Source organism: Novosphingobium sp. BL-S-34, assembly GCF_056857015.1.
On the sequence record NZ_CM166472.1, the window covers coordinates 1,582,828 to 1,603,843 of the forward strand.

General features: G+C 66.8%; 21 protein-coding genes. 7 read left to right on the plus strand and 14 right to left on the minus strand.

The features are described from left to right. Nucleotides 1–52: 52 nt before the first annotated feature. The gene (locus AC1VV3_RS07480; RefSeq protein ID WP_207912900.1) at nt 53–1,585 is read left to right on the plus strand and encodes a Do family serine endopeptidase; all 1,533 of its coding nucleotides are present in this window, start codon (nt 53–55) and stop codon (nt 1,583–1,585) included. Nucleotides 1,586–1,856: 271 nt separating this feature from the next. Here AC1VV3_RS07480 and AC1VV3_RS07485 read toward each other — a convergent pair whose 3' ends face one another. From AC1VV3_RS07485 to AC1VV3_RS07505, 5 genes are all read right to left on the minus strand, one after another. Continuing rightward, nucleotides 1,857–4,103 (minus strand): transglycosylase domain-containing protein, encoded by a 2,247-nt coding sequence (locus tag AC1VV3_RS07485; protein ID WP_134094588.1) that lies wholly within the window; start codon nt 4,101–4,103, stop codon nt 1,857–1,859. A gap of 127 nt (nt 4,104–4,230) precedes the next feature. After that, nucleotides 4,231–5,106 (minus strand): dienelactone hydrolase family protein, encoded by an 876-nt coding sequence (locus AC1VV3_RS07490; protein ID WP_314464832.1) that lies wholly within the window; start codon nt 5,104–5,106, stop codon nt 4,231–4,233. Nucleotides 5,107–5,203: 97 nt separating this feature from the next. Next, nucleotides 5,204–5,605 (minus strand): VOC family protein, encoded by a 402-nt coding sequence (locus AC1VV3_RS07495; protein ID WP_132264942.1) that lies wholly within the window; start codon nt 5,603–5,605, stop codon nt 5,204–5,206. 135 nt (nt 5,606–5,740) lie between these two features. After that, the gene (gene purU / locus AC1VV3_RS07500) at nt 5,741–6,595 is read right to left on the minus strand and encodes a formyltetrahydrofolate deformylase (RefSeq protein WP_132264940.1); all 855 of its coding nucleotides are present in this window, start codon (nt 6,593–6,595) and stop codon (nt 5,741–5,743) included. An 11-nt stretch (nt 6,596–6,606) separates the two neighbouring features. Beyond that, nucleotides 6,607–7,620 (minus strand): NAD(P)H-dependent flavin oxidoreductase, encoded by a 1,014-nt coding sequence (locus AC1VV3_RS07505; protein WP_132264938.1) that lies wholly within the window; start codon nt 7,618–7,620, stop codon nt 6,607–6,609. A gap of 219 nt (nt 7,621–7,839) precedes the next feature. On the opposite strand from AC1VV3_RS07505, the gene AC1VV3_RS07510 reads away from it, so the two are divergent. Beyond that, the gene (locus AC1VV3_RS07510) at nt 7,840–9,384 is read left to right on the plus strand and encodes a catalase (protein WP_431567311.1); all 1,545 of its coding nucleotides are present in this window, start codon (nt 7,840–7,842) and stop codon (nt 9,382–9,384) included. Between the two features lie 217 nt (nt 9,385–9,601). Continuing rightward, a complete protein-coding gene (locus AC1VV3_RS07515; protein ID WP_431567312.1) occupies nt 9,602–10,897 on the plus strand; it encodes an acetyl-CoA hydrolase/transferase family protein in 1,296 nt (431 codons plus the stop codon). 113 nt (nt 10,898–11,010) lie between these two features. Here the strand turns inward: AC1VV3_RS07515 and AC1VV3_RS07520 are convergent, their stop codons facing one another. Continuing rightward, the gene (locus tag AC1VV3_RS07520) at nt 11,011–11,337 is read right to left on the minus strand and encodes a GIY-YIG nuclease family protein (protein WP_431567313.1); all 327 of its coding nucleotides are present in this window, start codon (nt 11,335–11,337) and stop codon (nt 11,011–11,013) included. A 95-nt stretch (nt 11,338–11,432) separates the two neighbouring features. On the opposite strand from AC1VV3_RS07520, the gene AC1VV3_RS07525 reads away from it, so the two are divergent. Continuing rightward, a complete protein-coding gene (locus AC1VV3_RS07525) occupies nt 11,433–11,957 on the plus strand; it encodes a DUF2239 family protein (protein WP_431567314.1) in 525 nt (174 codons plus the stop codon). 82 nt (nt 11,958–12,039) lie between these two features. Here AC1VV3_RS07525 and AC1VV3_RS07530 read toward each other — a convergent pair whose 3' ends face one another. Beyond that, nucleotides 12,040–13,314, minus strand: a complete 1,275-nt coding sequence (locus AC1VV3_RS07530; protein ID WP_132264929.1) for an aspartate kinase — start codon at nt 13,312–13,314, stop codon at nt 12,040–12,042. Between the two features lie 80 nt (nt 13,315–13,394). Here AC1VV3_RS07530 and ubiG point away from each other — a divergent pair, with 80 nt between their 5' ends. Continuing rightward, on the plus strand, nt 13,395–14,144 hold the full coding sequence (ubiG, locus tag AC1VV3_RS07535; RefSeq protein ID WP_134094595.1) for a bifunctional 2-polyprenyl-6-hydroxyphenol methylase/3-demethylubiquinol 3-O-methyltransferase UbiG: 750 nt from the start codon (nt 13,395–13,397) through the stop codon (nt 14,142–14,144). A 30-nt stretch (nt 14,145–14,174) separates the two neighbouring features. Here ubiG and AC1VV3_RS07540 read toward each other — a convergent pair whose 3' ends face one another. Genes AC1VV3_RS07540 through AC1VV3_RS07555 form a run of 4 tightly spaced genes read right to left on the minus strand, consistent with a single transcriptional unit; the run spans nt 14,175 to nt 15,945 of the window. Further along, nucleotides 14,175–14,678, minus strand: coding sequence for an AAA family ATPase (locus AC1VV3_RS07540; RefSeq protein WP_132264925.1), 504 nt, complete (start codon nt 14,676–14,678; stop codon nt 14,175–14,177). Beyond that, nucleotides 14,675–15,241, minus strand: coding sequence for a nicotinamide riboside transporter PnuC (pnuC, locus tag AC1VV3_RS07545; protein ID WP_132264923.1), 567 nt, complete (start codon nt 15,239–15,241; stop codon nt 14,675–14,677). The genes AC1VV3_RS07540 and pnuC overlap by 4 nt, the downstream gene beginning before the upstream one ends. Before the next feature lie 46 nt (nt 15,242–15,287). Then, complete coding sequence (locus AC1VV3_RS07550) at nt 15,288–15,635, minus strand: arsenate reductase (protein WP_134094597.1); 348 nt, start codon at nt 15,633–15,635, stop codon at nt 15,288–15,290. A gap of 4 nt (nt 15,636–15,639) precedes the next feature. Further along, nucleotides 15,640–15,945: an antibiotic biosynthesis monooxygenase family protein gene (locus tag AC1VV3_RS07555; RefSeq protein ID WP_132264919.1), complete on the minus strand. Its 306-nt coding sequence runs from the start codon at nt 15,943–15,945 to the stop codon at nt 15,640–15,642. Nucleotides 15,946–16,167: 222 nt separating this feature from the next. On the opposite strand from AC1VV3_RS07555, the gene aroC reads away from it, so the two are divergent. Then, on the plus strand, nt 16,168–17,250 hold the full coding sequence (aroC, locus tag AC1VV3_RS07560; RefSeq protein ID WP_431567315.1) for a chorismate synthase: 1,083 nt from the start codon (nt 16,168–16,170) through the stop codon (nt 17,248–17,250). Nucleotides 17,251–17,310: 60 nt separating this feature from the next. Here aroC and AC1VV3_RS07565 read toward each other — a convergent pair whose 3' ends face one another. From AC1VV3_RS07565 to AC1VV3_RS07575, 3 genes are all read right to left on the minus strand, one after another. Further along, nucleotides 17,311–17,892, minus strand: coding sequence for a Smr/MutS family protein (locus tag AC1VV3_RS07565; RefSeq protein ID WP_431567316.1), 582 nt, complete (start codon nt 17,890–17,892; stop codon nt 17,311–17,313). 7 nt (nt 17,893–17,899) lie between these two features. Next, nucleotides 17,900–19,117, minus strand: a complete 1,218-nt coding sequence (gene mltA / locus AC1VV3_RS07570; RefSeq protein WP_431567358.1) for a murein transglycosylase A — start codon at nt 19,115–19,117, stop codon at nt 17,900–17,902. A gap of 153 nt (nt 19,118–19,270) precedes the next feature. Next, nucleotides 19,271–19,981, minus strand: a complete 711-nt coding sequence (locus AC1VV3_RS07575; protein ID WP_431567317.1) for a Tim44/TimA family putative adaptor protein — start codon at nt 19,979–19,981, stop codon at nt 19,271–19,273. A 411-nt stretch (nt 19,982–20,392) separates the two neighbouring features. Between AC1VV3_RS07575 and secB the strand changes: the two genes are divergently transcribed. Further along, the gene (secB, locus tag AC1VV3_RS07580) at nt 20,393–20,905 is read left to right on the plus strand and encodes a protein-export chaperone SecB (protein WP_132264910.1); all 513 of its coding nucleotides are present in this window, start codon (nt 20,393–20,395) and stop codon (nt 20,903–20,905) included. Nucleotides 20,906–21,016: the final 111 nt, after the last annotated feature.

A 21,016-nucleotide genomic window follows, 5' to 3' on the forward strand; every position in this document is an offset into this window, starting at 1 on the left:
CGGATGGTGACGCTGCACCGCCAAGACGGAGGAATTAAAGGACGTGAAGCCCGTGCGATACGCTTATGGACTGACCACAGCGCTCCTGCTGGGGGGCGCGACCGCCACTTTGGTGACAGGCTTCCCCGCCGGAGCCCAGGTTGCCCAGAACGAAGCCAGCCAGATGGCCCGCGTGGTGCCCCGCGCCGGCGCGCCGGACAGCTTTGCCGACCTGACCGAGCAGCTTCAGCCTGCCGTGGTCAACATCTCCACGCGCCAGCGCGTGCAGGTGGCGGGCGGCGGCGCCAACCCCTTCGCAGGCACGCCTTTCGAGGGGCTGTTCGGCGGCGGCGGCGGATCCACCCCGCAGACGCGTGAAGCGCAGTCGCTCGGCTCGGGCTTCATCGTGTCGGCGGACGGCTTCATCGTCACGAACAACCACGTGATCACGGCCGAGGGCAAGGGCGAGGTGGAATCCATCACCGTCATCATGCCGGACGGTACGGAATATCCCGCCAAGCTGATCGGCAAGGACGCCGCATCGGACCTGGCCGTGCTCAAGATCACCGCCCCCAAGGCCCTGCCCTACGTCAAGTTCGGAGACAGCTCCAAGGCGCGCGTGGGTGACTGGGTGATCGCCATCGGCAATCCCTTCGGCCTGGGCGGCACGGTCACGGCGGGCATCGTCTCGGCCGTCTATCGCAACACCGGCGCCGGCGGCGCCTACGACCGCTACCTGCAGACCGATGCCTCGATCAACCGCGGCAACTCGGGCGGCCCCATGTTCGACATGAAGGGCCAGGTGATCGGCATCAACAACGCGATCTTCTCGCCCACCGGCGGCAGCGTCGGCATCGGCTTCGCGATCCCGGCCGAGATCGCCTCGCCCATCGTCGAGAAGCTGATGAAGGGCCAGGCGATCGAGCGTGGCTATCTCGGCGTGACGATCCAGCAGCTCAACGAAGACCTCGCGGATTCGATGGGCCTGGAACACAACAAGGGCGAGTTCATCCAGAGCGTCGTTCCCGATGGTGCCGGCGCCAAGGCCGGCATCCAGGCGGGTGACGTCGTGGTGAAGGTGAACGGCAAGGAAGTGACCCGCGACCAGACGCTGTCGTTCCTGGTCGCCAACACGGCGCCCGGCACGCGCATCCCGGTCGAGCTGATCCGCAACGGCCGCCGCATGACGGTGACCGCCACCGTCGCCAAGCGCCCGACCGACGACGAGCTTCAGCAGACCTTCGATCCGGGCACCGACCAGGACAGCGATCCGCTGGGCAATTCGCCCAAGCAGGCCGACAGCGCGGTGCAGAAGTCGCTGGGTCTCTCGGTCACCCCGCTGACGCCGCAGATCGCCCGCCAGATCGGCGCGGCGGAAGGCACCCGCGGCCTGGTGATCGTCGGCGTCGATCCCAGCTCGGATGCCGGCCAGAAGGGCTTTGCCCGCGGCTTCATCATCCTCTCGGCCAACAATGCCCCGGTGACCACCCAGGCGGACCTGGAGAACGCGATCAAGGCGGCCAAGGCCGACGGTCGCAGCGCGATCCTGCTGCGGGTCCAGCCGCGCGGCCAGCCCGCCGCCTACGTCCCGGTGCGCCTGCGCTGAGACCCGGCCCCGCCGGAAACAGAAAAGCCCGCCGGAGCGATCCGGCGGGCTTTTTCTTGGGCAGGACGCGTTAGCCTTCCGGCGCTTCGTTCGGGGGAAGGAAGGGCAGCGTCAGATCCGGTGAGCACGCTGCAGCGGATGGCAGGCTCTATGAGGCCCGCGCTCCATCTTCCTTCCAGCGACATGTCCTGAGCCGGTGGGCAGACATCGCAGCCACAAAAAAGCCCGCCGAAACGCGCGGCGGGCTCTTTCGTTCTTACGGGAAGAGGGGTCAGTCGCCCGGCGTGCGGGTCGCCGTGGGCCGCGGGCCGGCGGGTACGGGCCGCGCGCCGGGCGCCGTCTGCCGCTGCCCCGGAGCATTGCCCAGGCCCTGCCCGGCACGAAGCCCCGGATCGTCGCTGCGCGAACGGCCGGTGGCGCGGTCGAGGAAGTCCTCGTTCGCTGCCGGCGGGGTCTGGCCGGGGCCGTAGTCCGGCATCTGCGGCTGGCCGGGGCCGGCGCCGGGTCCTACCGAGCCATCCTCGTAGCGCGGCTGGCCATCCGGTCCCGGCGCGCCCGGAACCTGGCCGCCTGCGCCGTCTTCCGGGCGCACGATGTTGCCGTTCTCATCGACGTAGTAATAGTCGTTGGGATTGCCCTGCATGGCCTCGTCGTCAGGTTCGAGCTGCCATTCGGGAAGCTTCACTTCCGTCTGGAACTGCTCGACCGGACGCTTGGCCACCGCCACCTTCATGTAGTCCGAGAAGGCGCGCGCCGGGGCATGGCCGCCCGAAAGGCCGGGCACCGGACGGGCATCGTCGCGGCCCATCCATACGCCGGTGGTGATCCCGCTGGAGAAGCCGAGGAACCAGCCGTCCTTGTTCGAGCTGGTGGTGCCGGTCTTGCCGGCCACGGGACGGCCGATCTGCGCGGCGCGGCCGGTACCGGTGGCGACCGTGGTCTGCAGCAGGTCGGTAATGCCCGCCGCGACATTGGGCGGCACCAGGACCTGTCCGCGCGCGGACTTGTGCTCGTAGAGCACGTCGCCCGAGGCTGCCGTCACCTTGACGATGCCATAAGGCTCCACCGAAGTGCCGCCTGCCGAGATCGCCGCGAAGGCGCGGGTCATGTCGATGACGTGGACCTCGGACGTACCCAGGACCATCGCCGGCTTGGTGTTGATCGGGGTGGTCACGCCGAAGCGGCGCGCCATGGAGGCGACGGTGCCGAAGCCCACTTCGTTGCCGAGCTGCGCGGCCACGGTGTTCTTCGAATAGGCGAAGGCGGTGCGGATATCGATCTGGCCGGCGAAGTTGCGGCCATCGTTCTGCGGGCTCCAGCCGTCGATCGTCACCGGTTCGTCCACCACGCGGTCGTCGGGGGTGTAGCCCGCTTCCAGCGCCGAAAGGTAGACGAACAGCTTCCACGCCGAGCCGGGCTGGCGCAGCGCGGTGGTGGCGCGGTTATAGTTCGAATTCACGTAGTCCGTGCCGCCGACCATCGCCAGCACAGCGCCGTCGCGGTCCAGGCTGACCAGCGCGCCCTGAGCGCCCTTGGGGGCATTGGCGGTGATCGCGCTCGTCGCGGCCTGCTGCATCTTCGGGTCGAGCGTGGTCCAGACCTCGATCGGCTCGTTGGTGTCGGGCAGCAGCATGTCGAGCTGGGGCAGCGCCCAGTCCGTGAAGTAGCGGACCGCGTTCTGGCCCTTTTCCTTCACCACCTTCACATCGGCGATGTCGGCCTGGTCTGCCTCGCTCTGGCTGATGGCGCCGTTCTTGACCATGAGGCCCAGCACCACTTCGCCGCGATCCTTCGCCGCTTCCACATCCGCGGTCGGCGAATAGTTGGAAGGCGCCTTCACCAGGCCCGCGATGATCGCCGCCTCGCCGGTGGAAAGCTCGGTGGCCGGGTGGCCGAAGAACTTGCGGCTGGCCGCGTCGATGCCATAGGCCCCGCCGCCGAAATAGACCTTGTTGAGGTAGAGTTCGAGGATCTGGTCCTTGTTGAACTTGCGCTCCAGCGCCAGCGCCAGCACCGCTTCGCGCGCCTTGCGCGTGAAGGAGCGGCTGTTGTTCAGGAAGACGTTGCGCGCCAGCTGCTGGGTGATCGTCGAGGTGGCCTTGGCCCGGCCGCCGGTCGTGGTCGAAACGTAGACGGCGCGCAGCAGGCCCAGCGCGTCCACGCCGATATGTTCGTGGAAGCGGCGGTCTTCCACGGAAACCATGGCGCCTTTCATCACTTCGGGAATCTGGTCGTAGCTCAGCCACTTGCCATAGCTCGGCCCGAGCGAGACGAGTTCGGTGCCGTCACGCGCGCGGACCACGATCATCTGCCCGTTCTGGCTGCTCTTGAGCGCGTTGTATTCCGGCAGCTCGCTCATCGTGAAGACGACGGCGGTGCCCAGGAATATCACGCCCAGGACGACAAGCGCGCAGCCCCATATCAACACGCCGCGAACGATTCGGCGCCAGAGGGGTTTTTTCTTGGCAGAAGAGGAAGGCCCGCTGGTGGAGCGGCGCCGGCCGGAATCATTGGCCATTTTCTAGGTACAAATCCCTTAAGCGGGCCAAGCGGCCCGAGCGCTTCCTACACCGTGGACGCGCCTATTGTAACCCGGCGTTAACGGGCAAATGACGATCTGGACATCCGCCCATGGAGCCGCCTCTTCACAGCGTGGCGTAGAGCGCCAGCATCCGCTGCCAGGCCTTGTCCGCGGCATCGGGGTCCCACGCCGGGGAATCGGGCACGCACCAGCCGTGATCGGCCGGATAGACTTCGACTTCCGCCGGGCGGCCTGCGGCCGCGGCTGCCTGCTTCAGCTCGGACTTCTGCGCCGGCTGCTTGGCATCGTCGTTGCGGGCGATGGCGAAGAGGAACGACGCTTGGGTCCGCGCCAGAAGGCGGTGCGGACTGTCCGCCTTGTCGGTCACCAGCCCCGCCCCGTGGAAAGAGGCGGCCGCCCGCACGCGCGTCGGCACGGCCGCGGCCGCGCGCACGGTGAACGGGCCGCCCATGCAGTAACCGTTCGAGCCGATGCCGCGCTTGCGGTCCACGGCTTTCTGCTCGTCGAGAAAGGCGACATAGGCGGCGGCATCGCGGGAGATCGCCTCGGGCGTCAGCGCGGCGCGCAGCGGCTCGACTTTGGCCTGCCCTTCCGGGGTGCGGAATGCGGCGAAGCTCTCGAACACCGGGGCGGGCTCTCCGCGGTAATAGGGGTTCACGACAAGGACCGCATAGCCTTCCGCGGCCAGAGTGCGGGCCATGATCTTCTTCGCTTCGCGCAGGCCGGCGATATCCGGCCACATGATCACGCCGGGGTGGCTACCCTTGGCGGGATGGACGAAGAAGGCATCGGCCACGCCGTCCGCCGTCGTGATCGAGACCATCCGCTCCTGCACGGAATTGGCGGGATGAGTCTTCATGATGCTGGTGCTGCAGCCTGCCAGCGCGGCGCTGGCGCCAAGCGCCGCGAACTCGCGCCGGTTCAATCCCCGGCGCGCGAGGTTGCCATCTTCAGCTTCGGCCGTGAAGTCATCGCACATCGAAAGGCGCTCCGGTCCTTGGAAATCAGGTTGTTGCGGCAAGGCTACCCAACCGGGACCGGGAAGGCGAGCATTTGCTACGCCGGGCGGGACAGATTCAATCGCCCGGGAAATTGAGTTCCAGGTTCACCGCATTGGGATCGACCAGGAATATCTGCCGCAGCCCCAGCTTCGGATGGTCGCTCACGCGGTGGGCAAGGCCCAGTTCCTCGATCTTCGCCGCAGTCTCGGCAAAGCCGGTGCAGCGCAGGGCAAAGTGGTGGAGCGCATTGGTCGGCTGCCCGGGACGATAGGCCTCGTAGCGGTCGCCGGCCGTCGTGCGGTCGACCAGGTGAACGATCGCGCTGCCCTGCCCGTCGCGCATCCAGTAACCGGCGATGCCCATGGCGATCGTGGGGTTGTCGCTCCGCGTGAGCCCGAGGACCTGTTCGTAGAACGAGGCCGTCTTCTCGAGATCGTCAGTGAGGATATTGACGTGATCGACGCCGCTGACAGGCATGGCCGCTCTCCCTGGTTTCAGTTCGCCGAAAGCGAATTTGGCGGCACCCGCCCACGAAAAAGCCCTCTCGGGCGTTTTCGGACAAAGACTCGTAAACGCACACACCATCGACCGATGCGCGCCCCGCCGCAAGGGTCAGCTGCGGAAGACCACCGTGCGGGAACCGTTCAGCAGCACGCGGTCCTCCAGGTGCAGGCGCACGGCCTCAGCCAGGACGCGGCGCTCGATGTCGCGGCCCTTGCGCACCATGTCCTCGGGCGTGTCCGCGTGAGTCACGGCTTCGACATCCTGGTGGATGATCGGGCCTTCGTCGAGATCGCCGGTCACGTAGTGCGCGGTGGCGCCGATCATCTTCACGCCGCGCGCATGGGCCTGGTGATAGGGCTTGGCGCCCTTGAAGCCCGGCAGGAACGAGTGGTGGATGTTGATGCACCGGCCAGAGAGGAACGCGGCCATCTCGTCCGAGAGGATCTGCATGTAACGCGCCAGCACCACCAGCTCGGCCCGGGTTTCCTCCACCAGCGCGCGGATCTGCGCTTCCTGCTCGGCCTTGGTTTCGCGCGTGATCGGCAGGTGATGGAAGGGGAAGTCCCCGATCATCAGCGAATTGATCGCCTCGCGCGGGTGGTTGGAGACGATCCCCACCACTTCCATCGGCATTTCGCCGATGCGCTGGCGATAGAGCAGGTCGGCCAGGCAATGGTCGAACTTGCTGACCAGCAGCAGCACGCGGCGCGGCCGGTCGCGGCGCGTCATCGACCAGGCCATGCCATATTCGTGAGCGATGGCCCCGAAACCCTCGCCGAACGCCTCGCGGTCGGCTGAGCCGGGATCGAAGGCCACGCGCATGAAGAACTTGTCTTCTTCGAGGTCGTTGAACTGCTGCGCCTCGATGATATTGCCGCCCGTCTGGGCAAGGTAGCCCGTGACGCGGGCGACGATCCCCGGACGGTCGGCGCAGGACAACGCCAAAATCAGCGGTTCGGCCATCGACCCGGTCCTCAGGCGGAACGGTTGGAAAGCGCGGCCTCGGACTCGGCCATGAGCGCGGCAATGATCTCCGTCACCGGCTCTTCCTTGCTGACCATGCCCACCGACTGGCCGGCCATCACCGAGCCGCTCTCGACGTCGCCGTCGATCACCGCGCGGCGCAGGGCGCCCGCCCAGAAGTGCTCGATCGCCAGCTGGGCTTCGCCCATGTCGACCTCGCCGGCGTCAAGGCGCTTGGCGACTTCGATCTGCTTGGCGGTGAACTCCTCGGTGCCCTTGTTCTTGAGCGCGCGCACCGGGATCACCGGCAGGCGCGGATCGACCTGGACGGAGGTCACGGCGTCGCGGGCAGAGGCGCGGAAGAAGGCCTTCTTGAACGCCGGATGGGCGATGGATTCGCTCGCGCAGGCGAAGCGCGTGCCAAGCTGGACGCCCGAAGCGCCCATCTCCAGGTAACCGGCCATGGCCTCGCCGCGGCCGATGCCGCCCGCCACGAAGACCAGGTGCTCCTCGGCCAGCGCCGGCAGGATTTCCTGCGCCAGCACCGAAGTGGAGACCGGGCCGATGTGGCCGCCGGCTTCCATGCCCTCGATCACCAGGGCGTCCGCGCCCGAGCGCAGCAGCTTCTTGCCCAGCGCCAGCGTCGGCGCGAAGCAGATGACCTTGGCGCCCGATTCCTTGATCGCTTCCAGGCTGCCCTTGGGCGGAATGCCGCCGGCCAGCACGACATGGCCGACCTTGTGCTTCGCGCAGACCGCGATCAGGTCGAACAGCTGGGGGTGCATGGTGATGAGGTTCACGCCGAAGGGCTTGTCGGTCAGCGCGCGGGTGGCCGCGATCTCCTTGTCGAGGAGTTCGGGGTTCATCGCACCGCAGGCGATCACGCCGAAGCCGCCCGCATTGCTGATCGCCGACACGAGATTACGCTCCGACACCCAGGACATGGCGCCGCACAGGATGGCATATTCGGTGCCGAAGAATTCGCGTCCGCGCGTCATCAGTGCGGAGGTCTTTGAGGTGGCCATCGATGCTCCCATAGCCGGCAATTCCATAATGAGCGTGCGCCATAGATGGGCGGAAGGCCGTGCACAAGCGCCGCCGCCGATGCACGCTTCCCTCTAACTAATCGCCTGGACCGATCACACTTACATCTTCGTATAGTTTCACCGATCTCCATGCAGGCGTTAAGCCCTTCGCATAGCCGAGAAAATCGACCCGATTTCGATGAGACAAGGAGTGAGACCATGACCGAGACCCCACCCAATGGCGGCAAGTGCCCCTTTGCCCACGGCGAGACCTCGCTCACTCCTACCCCCCTCACCACCGCCTTCGGCGCGCCCGTGGTGGACAATTCCAACTCGCTGACCGCCGGTCCGCGCGGTCCGTTGCTGATGCAGGACGTGTGGCTGCTGGAGAAGCTGGCCAACCTCAACCGCGAAGTGATCCCCGAACGGCGCATGCACGCCAAAGGCTCGGGCGCTTTCGGCACGTTCACCGTCACCGGCGACGTTTCCAGGTACACGCGCGCGAAGTTCCTGGGTGAAGCCGGCAAGCAGACCGAGATCTTCGCGCGCTTCACCACCGTGGCGGGCGAACGCGGCGCGGCCGATGCCGAGCGCGACATTCGCGGTTTCGCGGTGAAGTTCTACACCGAGGAAGGCAACTGGGACATGGTCGGCAACAACACGCCGGTGTTCTTCGTGCGCGATCCGCGCAAGTTCCCCGACCTCAACAAGGCCGTGAAGCGCGACCCCCGCACCAACATGCGCAGCGCCACCAACAACTGGGACTTCTGGACCCTGCTGCCCGAGGCGTTCCACCAGGTCACCTACGTCATGGGCGACCGCGGCATTCCCAAGAGCTACCGCCACATGGACGGTTTTTCGAGCCATACGTACTCGTTCTATAACGAGGGCGAGCGGTTCTGGGTGAAGTTCCACTTCAAGACCCAGCAGGGCCACGCCCACCTGACAGACGCCGAGGCGGCCGAAGTGGTGGCGGGAGACCGCGAATCGAACCAGCGCGACCTCTACGACGCCATCGAGCGCGGGGATTTCCCGAAGTGGAAGGTCATGGTCCAGATCATGGCCGAGGAAGAAGCGGCAACTTGCGGCTTCCATCCCTTCGACCTGACCAAAGTCTGGTCGCAAAAGACCTATCCGCTGATCGAAGTCGGCATGATGGAGCTGAACCGCAACCCGGACAACTTCTTCGCCGATGTGGAACAGAGCGCCTTCTCGCCCTCGAACCTCGTCCCCGGCATCGGCGTCTCGCCCGACAAGATGCTCCAGGCGCGGCTCTTTGCCTATTCGGATGCGCAGCGGTACCGCCTTGGCGTCAATCACCACCAGATTCCGGTGAACGCCGCGCGCTGCCCGGTCTTCACCAACCACCGCGACGGCCAGGGCCGGGTCGACGGCAACTATGGCGGCCTGCCGCATTACCACCCGAACTCGTTCGGCCAGTGGCAGGGCCAGCCCGAATACCGCGAGCCGCCCATGAAGATCAACGGCGCTGACGGTGCTTGGGCCGACTTCTGGGACTTCCGCGAGGACGATCACGACTACTACAGCCAGCCGCGCGCCCTGTTCGAACTCATCGACGCCGACCAGAAGCAGCGCCTGTTCGACAACACCGCCCGCGCCATGGGCGATGCGCCGGACTTCATCAAGCAGCGCCACATCGACAACTGCACCCGCTGCCATCCGGCTTATGGCCTGGGCGTCGCCAAGGCACTGGGCATGAGCGTGAACCCCGCGCTTTCGCCGGTACCCGAAACCGCCGACTGACCTCCCGGCCGTCGCACGTTCCCCCCGCCCGGCCCTCCCTGGCCCTGCGACGGCCCCGATCCCGCCCCCTTTCCCCCGAGGGGGCGGGATCTTTCTTCTGCAGAACGAGACGCAATCCCGGCGGGACGCGGCCATGTCGCGCGCAGGCCCCGCTTCCGGTCTTCCCCTTGCTTCCTGCCGATGGCACACCCGGACCCATAGAAAAAAGAGTGGGATCATGGACGCCAAGCAGATCTACGCCGCCAAACTGACTTCTGCCGACGAGGCGGTCCTGGCCATCGCCAGCGACAGCGACCTTGCCATGGGTATGGCTGTCGCCGAGCCGCCCGCGATCCTCGCCGCGCTTGCCCGGCGCGCCGAAGCCGGAACGCTGCGCGACTTGCGGGTCTGGTATCTCCTCTCGCAGACCCATGCCGGAACGACGATCCTGCGCCGCGACTTGCTCGACCGGATCCTGCCGCGCTGCCTGTTCATGGGCGGGGTCGAGCGCGCCCTCGTCAAGGCCGATCCCGCGGCGGAAGCACTCATCGATTTCGTGCCCTGCGCCTTCAGCGGGTCCCCCCGGCTGCTGCGCGACGAATGCGCGCTGGACGCCTGCGTACTCACTGTCTCGCCGATGGACGAAAGCGGCTATTTCAGCTTCGGCGCGGCCAATGACTATACCTCCGTTGCCGCGCATTGCGCCCGGACGGTGATCGTCGAAGTGAACCCGGCCATGCCCCGCGTGGCCTGCTCGACGCCGCTCCACGTCTCGCAGGTTGCCGCCATCGTCGAGAACGCCGTCCCGCTGCTATCGTTTGGCGAAGCGCCGGCCACACCCGAGGACGAGGCCATTGCCGCGCGCATCGCCGACATGATCGACGACGGCGCCTGCCTCCAGATGGGCATCGGCAACCTTCCCGCGGCGGTCTGCCGCCGCATCGAAAGCCGCCGCGACCTTGGCATCCATACCGAATTGCTCACCCCGGCGATGGCGGGGCTGGTCCATGCCGGCGCCGTCTCCAACCGGCTGAAGGCCACTCATCCCGGCCGCAGCGTCTATACTTTCGCCATGGGCGACGCCCCGTTCTACCGCTGGATGGACGGTAATCCCCAACTCTACTCGCTGCCGGTCGACGTGGTGAACGACGCCGCCGAGATCGCCCGGAACGACAAAGTGGTCTCCGTCAACGCGACGATCCAGGTCGACCTTCAAGGCGCCTGCAATTCGGAATTCATGGGCGGGCGGCAGTTCTCGGCAGCGGGCGGCCAGCTCGATTTCGTGCGCGGCGCCTATGGATCGAAAGGCGGCCTCTCGATCATCGCCTGCCGCTCGACGGCGAAAGGCGGCACCGTCAGCCGCATAGTCCCGCGGCTCGACGGCCCGGTGACGACGCCCCGCAACGACGTCCACTGGATCGTCACCGAGCACGGCGCCGCCAACTTGCGCGGCAAGAGCCTGCGCGAACGGGCCGCGCTGCTGATCGGCCTGGCGGACCCTCGATTCCGGGACGAACTCGCCAAGGCGCTTTGACGGGAGCCGTCAAGAGAGGCCGCGGGCAACCCCTACACCACAGGACGCGCCTGCGGCCGCGCCGCGACCTTGTCTGCGGAATTCGATCCAGCGCCATGTCGGAGCGCCAGAGCCTAGATCGCCGCCGCGCCCAGTCGCACGATCCAGTCCGCATGACGCCTCTTGAGTTCCCGCTGCCAACCGAGCCCGATTTCCTCGCCATCAAGCACTTCCAGCACTTCGAAGGCCAAGGATTCCGCGCCGTGTTCATTCCACGCCGCCTGCAGGCCGGGATGCGGGGAACCGCCGTGGCGCAGGCTGAAGAAAATCCGGTTGCCGATCGTCGCAAGGTCAGGCGCGCGGCCCACCCACACCAGCGCCGCCGCCTCGCAGCGCACCGCGTAGATGCCCCGCTCCGGTTTGCGCTGGCGATATGCCGCGACTGCCGCCTTGCGATCCATGATTTCCCTTTCTCGAGTCCTGATATTTTCACCCGGATAAATTGACTCGGCCGCAAAATCAAATTACCCGGGCAAAAATCATTCAGGATGGCTCGATGACACGGAACTGCACCGCCTTTCTTGGCATGACCCGCATAGCGCGCGGCAGCCCGGACCAACTTGTCGCGGCGCTGCGCGGGCGCCAGGACGGACTGCTCGTGTTCGACGATGCGGATGGCAGGGCCGTCGATCTCGACTGGCGCGGCGTTCCCGCGCTTGCGCAGGAAGAGGCGCCCCGGCGCCGTGGCCGGCCCAGGCTGGGCGTCACCGCCCGCGAAGTGACCCTGCTGCCGCGGCAGTGGGACTGGCTGTCCCGCCAGCCGGGCGGTGCCTCGCAGGCCCTGCGCCGTCTCGTCGACGAAGCGCGCAAGGCCGACGGCGGACGTACCGCGCGCCGCACAGCGCAGGAGCGGGCCTACCGCGTCATGTCCGCGCTCGGCGGCGACCTGCCCGGCTTCGAGGAAGCCTCACGCCTGCTTTTCGCGGACAAGCTGGAGGAACTGGCCGCAGCGCTCGCGCCGTGGCCTGCCGACCTCAGGGACCATGTGCTCGAACTCGTCCAGCCGCGCGCCGAAGACTGAAACGAAAAAGGCGGCGCTCGCCGCGCCGCCTTTTCCTGTTCGATGTCTCGCACCCAATCGGGTGCGCCGTCGCGCTGCGCCGTCAGGCGGCGGCGTCGAGCCCGTAAGCGGTGTGCAGCACACGCACGGCCAGTTCGGTCTCGTCCGTGTCGATCAGGACCGAAACCTTGATCTCGCTGGTCGAGATGGCGATGATGTTGATGCCGCGGTCGGCCAGGGTCTTGAACATGGTCGAGGCCACACCGGCGTGGCTGCGCATGCCGACACCGACGACGCTGATCTTCGCGACATTGCTGTCGGCGATCATGCGGTAGTAGCCGATGGCTTCCTTGCGTTCTTCCAGAAGCGCCTGCGCGCGGACGAGGTCGGCCTGCGGCACCGTGAAGGTGACGTCGGTCTCGCCTTTGTCCTTGGCGACGTTCTGGATGATCATGTCGACGTTGATGTTCGATTCCGCGAGCGGCGCGAAGATCGCAGCCACGGCACCCGGACGGTCCGGCACGCGGGTAAGGGTAACCTTGGCTTCGTTCTTGTCGGCGGCGATGCCGGTGATCAGCTGGCGTTCCATGTCGCTTCCTTCTTGTTCGGCATTGGCCAGTTCCTCGTCGCTCACGATCATCGTGCCGGGCAAGGTATCGGCGGCCGGGGCATTCTCGTCGATGAACGAGGACAGCACCTGAACCCGCACGTTTTCCTTCATGGCCAGCGAGACGGAACGGGTCTGCAGGACCTTCGAACCGACCGAGGCCAGTTCGAGCATTTCCTCATAGGTCACCAGCGGCAGCTTGCGCGCCTTGGCGACGATGCGCGGGTCGGTGGTGTAGACGCCGTCGACATCGGTGTAGATGTCGCAGCGGTCGGCCTTGACCGCCGCCGCCACGGCCACGGCCGATGTGTCCGAACCGCCGCGGCCCAGCGTGGTGATGCGATTGTCCGGCGAAACGCCCTGGAAACCGGGGATCACCGCGATCTCGCCCGCCGCCATCGAGGCCAGCAGCGCTTCCGAATCGAATTCCTCGATACGGGCCTTGGCATGGGCGTCGTCGGTCTTGATCGGCAGCTGCCAACCCAGCCAAGAGCGTGCCTTGCAGCCCATCGCCTGCAGCGTCAGCGCCAGCAGGCCCGAAGTGACCTGCTCGCCCGAAGCCACGACAACGTCGTATTCGGCGGGATCGTAGAGCGCATTCGCCTCGCGGCAGAAGTTGACGAGGCGATCGGTCTCGCCCGCCATTGCCGAAACGACGACCGCGACTTCGTGGCCCGCTTCCTGCTGGCGTTTGACGATACCCGCCACGCGCCGGATTCGCTCGGTGCCGGCCATTGAGGTGCCGCCGAATTTCATCACGATACGTGCCAAGGTGCCGTTGCCCCCTTCGGGTTGTGCGCAGGAGAGATGCGCGTGTGGATAAGAGTCGGCCGGGCTGTTAGGGGGGAGTCATGGATAATGCAACTGCTTCGAACACGCCTTCTCGCGCAACAATCGATCCGAAGGAAGCCGCTCACTTCGGCGCGATGGCGGCGGAATGGTGGGATCCCAAGGGTTCCTCGGCCATGCTGCACAAGCTGAACCCGGTACGCCTGGCCTTCATCCGCGCCGAGATCGACCGCCACTTCTCCACCGACTCGCGCATGCTGCGGCCTCTTGCAGGCAAGCGCGCGCTGGACGCGGGCTGCGGCGCCGGCCTGCTTTGCGAACCGCTCGCCCGCCTGGGCGCGGCCGTGACGGGCGTGGATGCAGCGGCCGAGAACGTGGCTTCGGCACGCAGCCATGCCGAAGCCATGGGGCTACCCATCGCGTACCGGCACGGCGAACTCGGCCAGCTCGGCCTCTCGGGCTTCGATCTCGTCTGCTCGCTGGAAGTGATCGAGCACGTCACTGACAAGGCGCTGTTCATCGGCCAGCTTGCCGAGGCGATGGCGGACGACGGGCTGATGTTCCTTTCCTGCCCCAACCGCACCCCGGCCTCGCGCCTGCTGCTGGTCGAGGCGGCCGAGCGGCTGGGCAAAGTGCCGCGCGGCACGCACGACTGGAAGGAATTCGCCACCCCCGACGAATTGCGCGATCTGGCGGCAGGCGCCGGTCTGGTGCTGGGCGAGCCCAAGGGCATCGCCTGGTCGCCGACGGCAGGACTGCACCTTTCGGACGATCTCTCGCTGAACTTCATCGCGACCGCACGGAAGAAATAGGCCGCCGCTCCGGCGAGGACGCCATGTCGGCTAGAGCGTCCTCGCCAAGGCCGATATGGCGAGCCGGGCCTGCGCCTCGCGCTCCTGCCAGGACCCGCCGATCCGCGTGAAGGGCACCTCTGCGCGCACCAGCATCTCTTCCGCGAGGGCAGCAAAGCGCGCGCGCCTGTCGTCCGTGCCGAAGAAACGGGTGCCGTCATCACGCCATGGCACATCGGGCGCGAAGAGCAGGTAGTGGTCCGCCTTGGGATAGGCCAGCAGCGCCGGCGGCACGTCGCCGAACAGCATCTGCGCCCAGGCGGCGGTCATGAGCTGGTCGGTATCGAGGAGCAGGACCGGCGGGCGCGCGGCCATGGCCTTGCGATTTTCCTCGGCCTGGCCCTCGGCAATGGCAAGAAGGTCCGCCATCGTCAGGTCGGTGCCGTGCTCCTCGCAATACGTGCGGCCGTATTCCGGCACCCAGGGATAGCCCAGCCGCTCCGCCAGCACCGACTTCCCGGTGCTTTCCGCGCCGTGGAGGCACAAGGTGATCACGCCGCTTCGGCTTTCTCGGCCGCGATCCACTCGCGCAGGCCCAGTACCGACATCGCCAGCAGCACCACGTAGAGCGCCGTCGTCGGCCAAAGCCCCTTGTAGATATAGACCCCGATCGAGGCCACATCGATCATGATCCACAGCACCCAGTTCTCGATGCGGCGGAAGCCCAGCAGGATCTGCGCGGCGATACTGGCCCCGGCTATGGCGGAATCCGCATAGGGCAGCGACGCATCGGTGAACTTGTGCATGACCCAGCCCAGGTTCAGCGCCAGCGCCGCCGTGCCCATCAGCCAGAGCAGCCGCGCGAAATTGCCCAGGCGGCGGACCGGAACCCGGCTTTCGCCGCCCCCCGCGCGCACCCAGAGCACCCAGCCCCAGATCTGGGCGGCGAAGAAGAACAGTTGCAGCCCCGCTTCTCCGTAGAGCTTCGCGTCCCAGAACACGACGAAGTAGAGCATGACCATGGCCATGCCGAACGGATAGTTCCACACGCTGCGCTGCACGAGGAGCGCGATATTGGCGAGCCCGAGGGCCGCCGCTGCCCATTCGATCGGATCCATCGCGACGCTTCAGCCGGCCTGCATCATGGTCATCACCGCCGGCCCGTCAGCCCAGCGCCGCCTCCCATTCGGGCGCCTTGAAGCCCACCAGCAGTCCGCCGGGATATTCCACGACCGGCCGCTTGATGCAGCTTGGGTTGGCCGCCATGATTGCAACCGCCTTGGCGCCATCGATGTCGGCCTTGTCGGCCTCGGGCAGCTTCCTGAATGTGGTCCCGGCGCGATTGAGGAGCTTTTCCCAGCCGGCCTGCGCCACCCACCGCTCGAGTCGGGCCGCTTCGGCGCCTTCCTTCTTGTAGTCGTGGAAAGTGTATTCGCTGCCTCGGGCGTCCAGCCAGTTCCTTGCCTTCTTGACGGTGTCGCAATTCGGAATGCCGTAGAATTCGAGGCTCACGTCTTCACGTCCTTTGGAAGCGGTGCACCCGCGGCGAATCGCAGGTGAAGAGGGTATAGCTCTCGTAGTAGCCTTCCCGGCCGCGCTTTTGCACGACGATATGTTCGGCATGGCGCGCCCAGCCCCGTGCGGACGGCTCATCTTCCCATTCGGACATGGCGATCACTTCCCCGTCGTCGCTGAGGTAGCTTTTGAAGGAGAGAAAGCCCGGCTGGTTTCGGGCGAGTTCCTCCATATGGTCGGCATCGTGGACATAGGCCTCGGCATCGATGTCGACGCGTTTTCGGTTGCGGAAGACGACGAGAAACATGGCGCACCCCTTATCGATTTTCCCCGCTCCTAGCCGTCCGCCCGCGCCATTCAAGCGCAGGAACAACCACTTCTGCTGAATTTCGCCCCCGCGGAGGGATCGGCACGATCCGAAAAGAGCGATCTGCCCCGTGCGCGGGACGTCATCTGTCGCGTGCGCGAGATGTCATCTGTCGCGTGCGCGAGGCTGGACAAACCGATCCTTGCGCGACAAAGCGCCCCCATGAGCGTGAACACATTCGGACGCCTTTTCCGTTTCACCACCTGGGGCGAAAGCCACGGACCGGCCATCGGCGCCGTCGTCGACGGGTGCCCGCCGGGCCTGGCGATAGACGAAAGCACGCTCCAGCCCTTCCTCGACGCGCGCCGCCCCGGCCAGTCGAAGTTCACGACTCAGCGCCAGGAACCGGACCAGGTCCGCATCCTTTCAGGCGTGTTCGAGGGCCAGGATGGCGTGCGGCGCACGACGGGCACGCCGATCAGCCTGATGATCGAGAACGTCGACCAGCGCTCCAAGGACTATTCGGATGTCGCCAAGGCCTATCGCCCCGGTCATGCCGACTATGCCTATGACGCCAAGTACGGCTTCCGCGACTATCGCGGCGGCGGGCGCAGTTCCGCGCGCGAAACCGCCAGCCGCGTGGCGGCCGGCGGCGTGGCGCGGCTGGTGATCCCTGAAGTGCAGATCCTGGCCTATGTCTCCGAGATCGGCGGCGATGCGATCGACATGGCGCAGTTCGATGCGGCGGAAATCGGCAACAACCCGTTCTTCTGCCCCGACGCGGAAGCCGCGAAGCGCTGGGAAAAGATCGTCGACGATGCACGCCTGTCCGGCTCCTCGGTCGGCGCGGTGGTCGAATGCATCGCCACCGGCGTTCCCGCCGGCTGGGGCGCGCCGCTCTACGGCAAGCTGGACGCCGACCTTGCCGCTGCCATGATGGGCATCAACGCGGTAAAGGGCGTGGAGATCGGCGACGGTTTCGCCGCCGCGCGCCTGACCGGTGAGCAGAATGCCGATCCCATGCATCCGGGCGTTGGCGGCCCCGAATTCAGCGCCAACCACGCGGGCGGCATCGCTGGCGGCATCTCGACCGGCCAGCCGGTGGTAGTGCGCGTGGCCTTCAAGCCCACCAGTTCGATCCTCACCCCGCAGCCGACGATCAACCGCGAAGGCGAGGCCACCGAACTGCTCACCAAGGGTCGCCACGATCCCTGCGTGGGCATTCGCGGCGTGCCGGTGGTCGAGGCGATGATGGCGCTGGTCCTGGCGGATCACAAGCTGCTGCACCGGGGCCAATGCGGCTGATCGGGCCGATCTGCCGGCACTGAGAAGGCGGCCTGAACCCCGGGACGCCGCCTGCGAACGCTACCTGCGTTTCTTGAGAACGACGTAGATCGCGCCTTGTCCGCCGTGGCGGCGATGCGCGCCGCGGATGGCGACGATGTCGAGCGCGTGGTCGCTGGCTGCGAGCCAGTCCGTGATCTTGGCGCGGATCGCACCCCGCGCGGTGCCGCGGTCCATCGCATCGACCGGCCGGGGCTTGCCCGTGACGATCAGCACGACCCGCGCGCCCATGGCCTTCGCCTGCGTGAGCCCGTGCATCAGCCGCACATAAGCCTGATCGAGATTGGAACCGTGAAGGTCCAGGCTGAAGTCAGGAACCAGCGTCCCCTTGGAAATGCGCTTCTCCCAAGAGCCATCGAGGTGCTGCGGCGCGTCCGCCTTCGGCTTGGCCGCAACCGGCTTCGGCGGCAGGGGCGCCGGTATCCGGCCTTTCACTTTCTTGGGCGGCGAGGCGGGCGGAAGCACCACCGTCCGCACCGGTGCCGCCATGAGAGCCGTGGGAATGGCGACGGGCCTGCGCTTTTCAAGCGGCGTCACGGTCCGGGCGACTTGCGCCCAGATTTCCGCTTCATCCGCTGTCAGTCGCCGCCCCGGTCGCCGCATCGCCGTTCTACCGCACGCCGAGGCGGGACAGGGTGCCCTTCGGCACCAGGATCAGCGCCTCGCCCCGGCCGCTCATGCCGCCGGCGGTAAGCCGCGCCTGCTCGCCCGAGCCCCAGAACGTGTCGAAGCGGTTGGCGCCCTTGATCGCTCCGCCGGTGTCCTGCGCCACCCACAGGCCGGTCGCCTCGCGTCGGTCCAGCCGCAGCCACACCGGAGCGCCCAGCGGCACGAATCGCGGGTCGGCCGCCACCGAGGCATGGGCACGCACCGGCACGTTCAGCGCGCCGAGCGGACCATCGCCCTTGAGCTCCTTGAAGAACACCCACGACTTGTTCTCGCGCATCAGCGCCGCGCCATCGGCGGGCCGGTCGTGGATATATTGGATGATGCCCTGCATCGATCCCGAATATTGCCCCGGCGCCGAACCAACGAGGCCGCGATCGCGCATGACGCCGCCGATCCCGGTATAGGGCAGGCCATTCTGCCCGGCATAACCGATCCGCATCACGCTGCCGTCCGGCGCGCGCAGACGGCCCGATCCCTGGACCTGGAGAAAGAAGAACTCGATCGGATCGGCGACCCAGGCGATCTCCAGCCCCTTGCCCGCGAGCACGCCTTGTTCGATGGCGGCGCGGTCGTAATAGGGCACGAAGACGCCGCTGACATCGTAGCGACCCAGCGGCATCCGCCCGCTGGAGGTCGGCGCGGCATCGCCCGCCTTCGCGCGCACCAGGTCGCCCGGCATCGAATAGACCGGGACGGCATAGCCTGGAACGGGCAAGCGGGAGCCGGCGATCTCCGGCTCGAAATAGCCGGTGGCAAAGCCCTTGCCGTCACCCACGCGCGCGGTTTCGAAATAGGCGGCGAAGAACTGCGCGGCCGGTTTGCCGCTCCACGCCGCAGCGGCGGCGCAGGCCTGGCGCCAGTCGGCCGGACGAGTCAGCCCGCTCGCATCGGTGCGCACGGTGACGCGCGGGCAGCTTTCGCGGAACGAGGCCAGCGCCGCGGCGGCATCGGTCGCGTTCATCGGCAGCGAAGAAACCGAAGGCCCTTGCTTGACCCCCGCGGCGACGGCGCTGGCGGGCTGCGGCACAGCCGGTTGGGCCGGGGCGGTCGGTCGGGGCTGCTGTGCCGGCGGCCGGGCGGGCGGACGCGAAGGCCCCTTGGGTCCGGGCACGACCTGCACGCAGGCGGCCAGCAGCGCCGGCAAGACGAAGGCAGATATACGGCGCCATGGAAAACGCGACTCCCGATGGCGCGACACGCTCCCTCCCCGCAAAATCGATCTCCGAAACCTGATAACAACAAGGCCGGACCTTTCGGCCCGGCCTGTCGATCCTTGTGGGATCATCGGCGTGAAATCAACCGCGCGGGGCGATCAACCGGCGTCGGTTTCGTCGAGCAGCCAGTCGGGACCGGACGAATTGAGCTGACGGCTGAAGGTCCAGACGTCCACCGCCTCGATCGCATCGTCGAGCGAACCGGCGATCACATGGCCTTCGGCGTCGCGCGTGACGGCAGCGATATCGGAGCGGAAGCGCAAGGTGATGCGGGCAAGGCCGCTTTCCACCCCGGCCGAGACGATCGCGACATCCTCGATACGGATGAGGCGGTTGTCCATGGTCTCGCCGGCAGCAAGACGCGCGTCGATCGCGGCGGCAAAGCTGTCATACACATCGCCTTCGCAGAGGGCGCGAAGCTCGGCCTTGTCGCCCTTCCAGAACGATTCCAGGATCAGGCGATAGGCACTGCGCGCGCCTTCGAGGAAGGCATAAGCGTCGAAACGACGATCCGCGCTGGAAATCTCCGCCAGGCCGCGCTCCACGGAGGGCGGCGCAAGCGGCATTTCGCGCAGGCGCTGGGGCTGGCCGACCCGGCCGCGTTCGTCTCCCTTGGCATCGCCCTTCGCATCGGGCTTGCCGTCCGCCTTGGGGGCAGGGACGCGCGGCGCACCGGGCTGGCCCTGGCGGCCTTCGAAGCGCCCCTGGATCGGCTCTTCCTCATGCTCGGCGCGGCGGCCGAGTACCGAATAGAGCCGCAGGCCAAGGAAGGCTGCGATCATGGCCAGGATCACGATTTCCGGTGTCACGTTCCTTTGTCCATCCTTGTGTTGGACGCTTCTGGGATACGGGTGGAGCGTTTCACGCCATCCGCCCGAAGGCGCCATCATAGACCCAGATAGGTACGGTTTTCAAATGAACAACGCGTGAGCAACGGTATCTGGGATTTTTCCGCCGTTACGAGTGCTACAACCGGACCAACGCCCCCGGCCCGCAAGCGTTCCCTGTCCTCCCTGCGCCGCCCCCGCGCGCGCCCTATGCCCGGTTATGCCGCTATGCCTGCGAATCGGCCGGCGGCGTGCCTTTGCACCCCCGCTGAAGGGCGGTTTGCAACAATTTACCCCTTCTCGGGTGTTCCACCGGCCCGCAAAATGCTTTAGGCGCGCGGCCAGACTTCAATCCGTGCGCCCGTAACGGGCCAATTTATCGGGAATCACCAAATGGCCGACGAAGGCAACGTCATCTCCGATCTCAACCTCGGCAACGGCGAGGATTCCGCGCCGGCCGCCGGCGTCATCTCGCAGTACGTGAAGGACCTCTCGGTCGAGAATCCGAACGCACCGCAGAGCTTCTCCTGGCAGGACGAGCCGCAGATCGAAGTGCAGTTCAACATCGGCGCCCGCCAGATCGACGGCGAAGTGCATGAAGTCGAACTGAAGATCACTTGCGCCTCGAAGGGCCCGCAGGGCACGGCTTTCGTGGTCGATCTCGCTTATGCCGCCCTCGTCGGCATGCGTAACCTGGAAGAGAGCCAGGCCCACGCGTTCCTCTACGCCGAAGCCCCGCGCATCCTGTTCCCCTTCGCCCGCCGCGTCGTTGCCGACGCCGTGCGCGATGCCGGTTTCGCGCCGCTGATGCTGGAGCCGATCGACTTCAACGGTCTCTACATCCAGCAGATCCAGGCGCAGCAGCAGGCCGACGCCGCGCAGGGCGAGCCGGTCGGCCACGCCTGAGGCCACAGCTTGAAAGGCGCATGACGCGCGTTTCTGCACTATCGGCCCGCGCCTCCGACCTGGAGACGTGGGCCGTTGGTTTTTCCGGGACCGGCATTTCTGGAACCGGGA

Excerpts from the sequence above, each read along its gene's own strand:
- AC1VV3_RS07485 (WP_134094588.1), bottom strand. The coding sequence starts at position 4,103 with ATGGCCAATGATTCCGGCCGGCGCCGCTCCACCAGCGGGCCTTCCTCT.
- AC1VV3_RS07515 (WP_431567312.1), top strand. The coding sequence starts at position 9,602 with ATGGACGCCAAGCAGATCTACGCCGCCAAACTGACTTCTGCCGACGAG.
- secB (WP_132264910.1), top strand. The coding sequence starts at position 20,393 with ATGGCCGACGAAGGCAACGTCATCTCCGATCTCAACCTCGGCAACGGC.
- ubiG (WP_134094595.1), top strand. The coding sequence starts at position 13,395 with ATGGATAATGCAACTGCTTCGAACACGCCTTCTCGCGCAACAATCGAT.
- purU (WP_132264940.1), bottom strand. The coding sequence starts at position 6,595 with ATGGCCGAACCGCTGATTTTGGCGTTGTCCTGCGCCGACCGTCCGGGG.
- AC1VV3_RS07555 (WP_132264919.1), bottom strand. The coding sequence starts at position 15,945 with ATGTTTCTCGTCGTCTTCCGCAACCGAAAACGCGTCGACATCGATGCC.
- AC1VV3_RS07495 (WP_132264942.1), bottom strand. The coding sequence starts at position 5,605 with ATGCCTGTCAGCGGCGTCGATCACGTCAATATCCTCACTGACGATCTC.
- aroC (WP_431567315.1), top strand. The coding sequence starts at position 16,168 with ATGAGCGTGAACACATTCGGACGCCTTTTCCGTTTCACCACCTGGGGC.
- AC1VV3_RS07565 (WP_431567316.1), bottom strand. The coding sequence starts at position 17,892 with ATGCGGCGACCGGGGCGGCGACTGACAGCGGATGAAGCGGAAATCTGG.
- AC1VV3_RS07525 (WP_431567314.1), top strand. The coding sequence starts at position 11,433 with ATGACACGGAACTGCACCGCCTTTCTTGGCATGACCCGCATAGCGCGC.
- AC1VV3_RS07505 (WP_132264938.1), bottom strand. The coding sequence starts at position 7,620 with ATGGCCACCTCAAAGACCTCCGCACTGATGACGCGCGGACGCGAATTC.
- AC1VV3_RS07510 (WP_431567311.1), top strand. The coding sequence starts at position 7,840 with ATGACCGAGACCCCACCCAATGGCGGCAAGTGCCCCTTTGCCCACGGC.
- AC1VV3_RS07520 (WP_431567313.1), bottom strand. The coding sequence starts at position 11,337 with ATGGATCGCAAGGCGGCAGTCGCGGCATATCGCCAGCGCAAACCGGAG.
- pnuC (WP_132264923.1), bottom strand. The coding sequence starts at position 15,241 with ATGGATCCGATCGAATGGGCAGCGGCGGCCCTCGGGCTCGCCAATATC.
- AC1VV3_RS07490 (WP_314464832.1), bottom strand. The coding sequence starts at position 5,106 with ATGTGCGATGACTTCACGGCCGAAGCTGAAGATGGCAACCTCGCGCGC.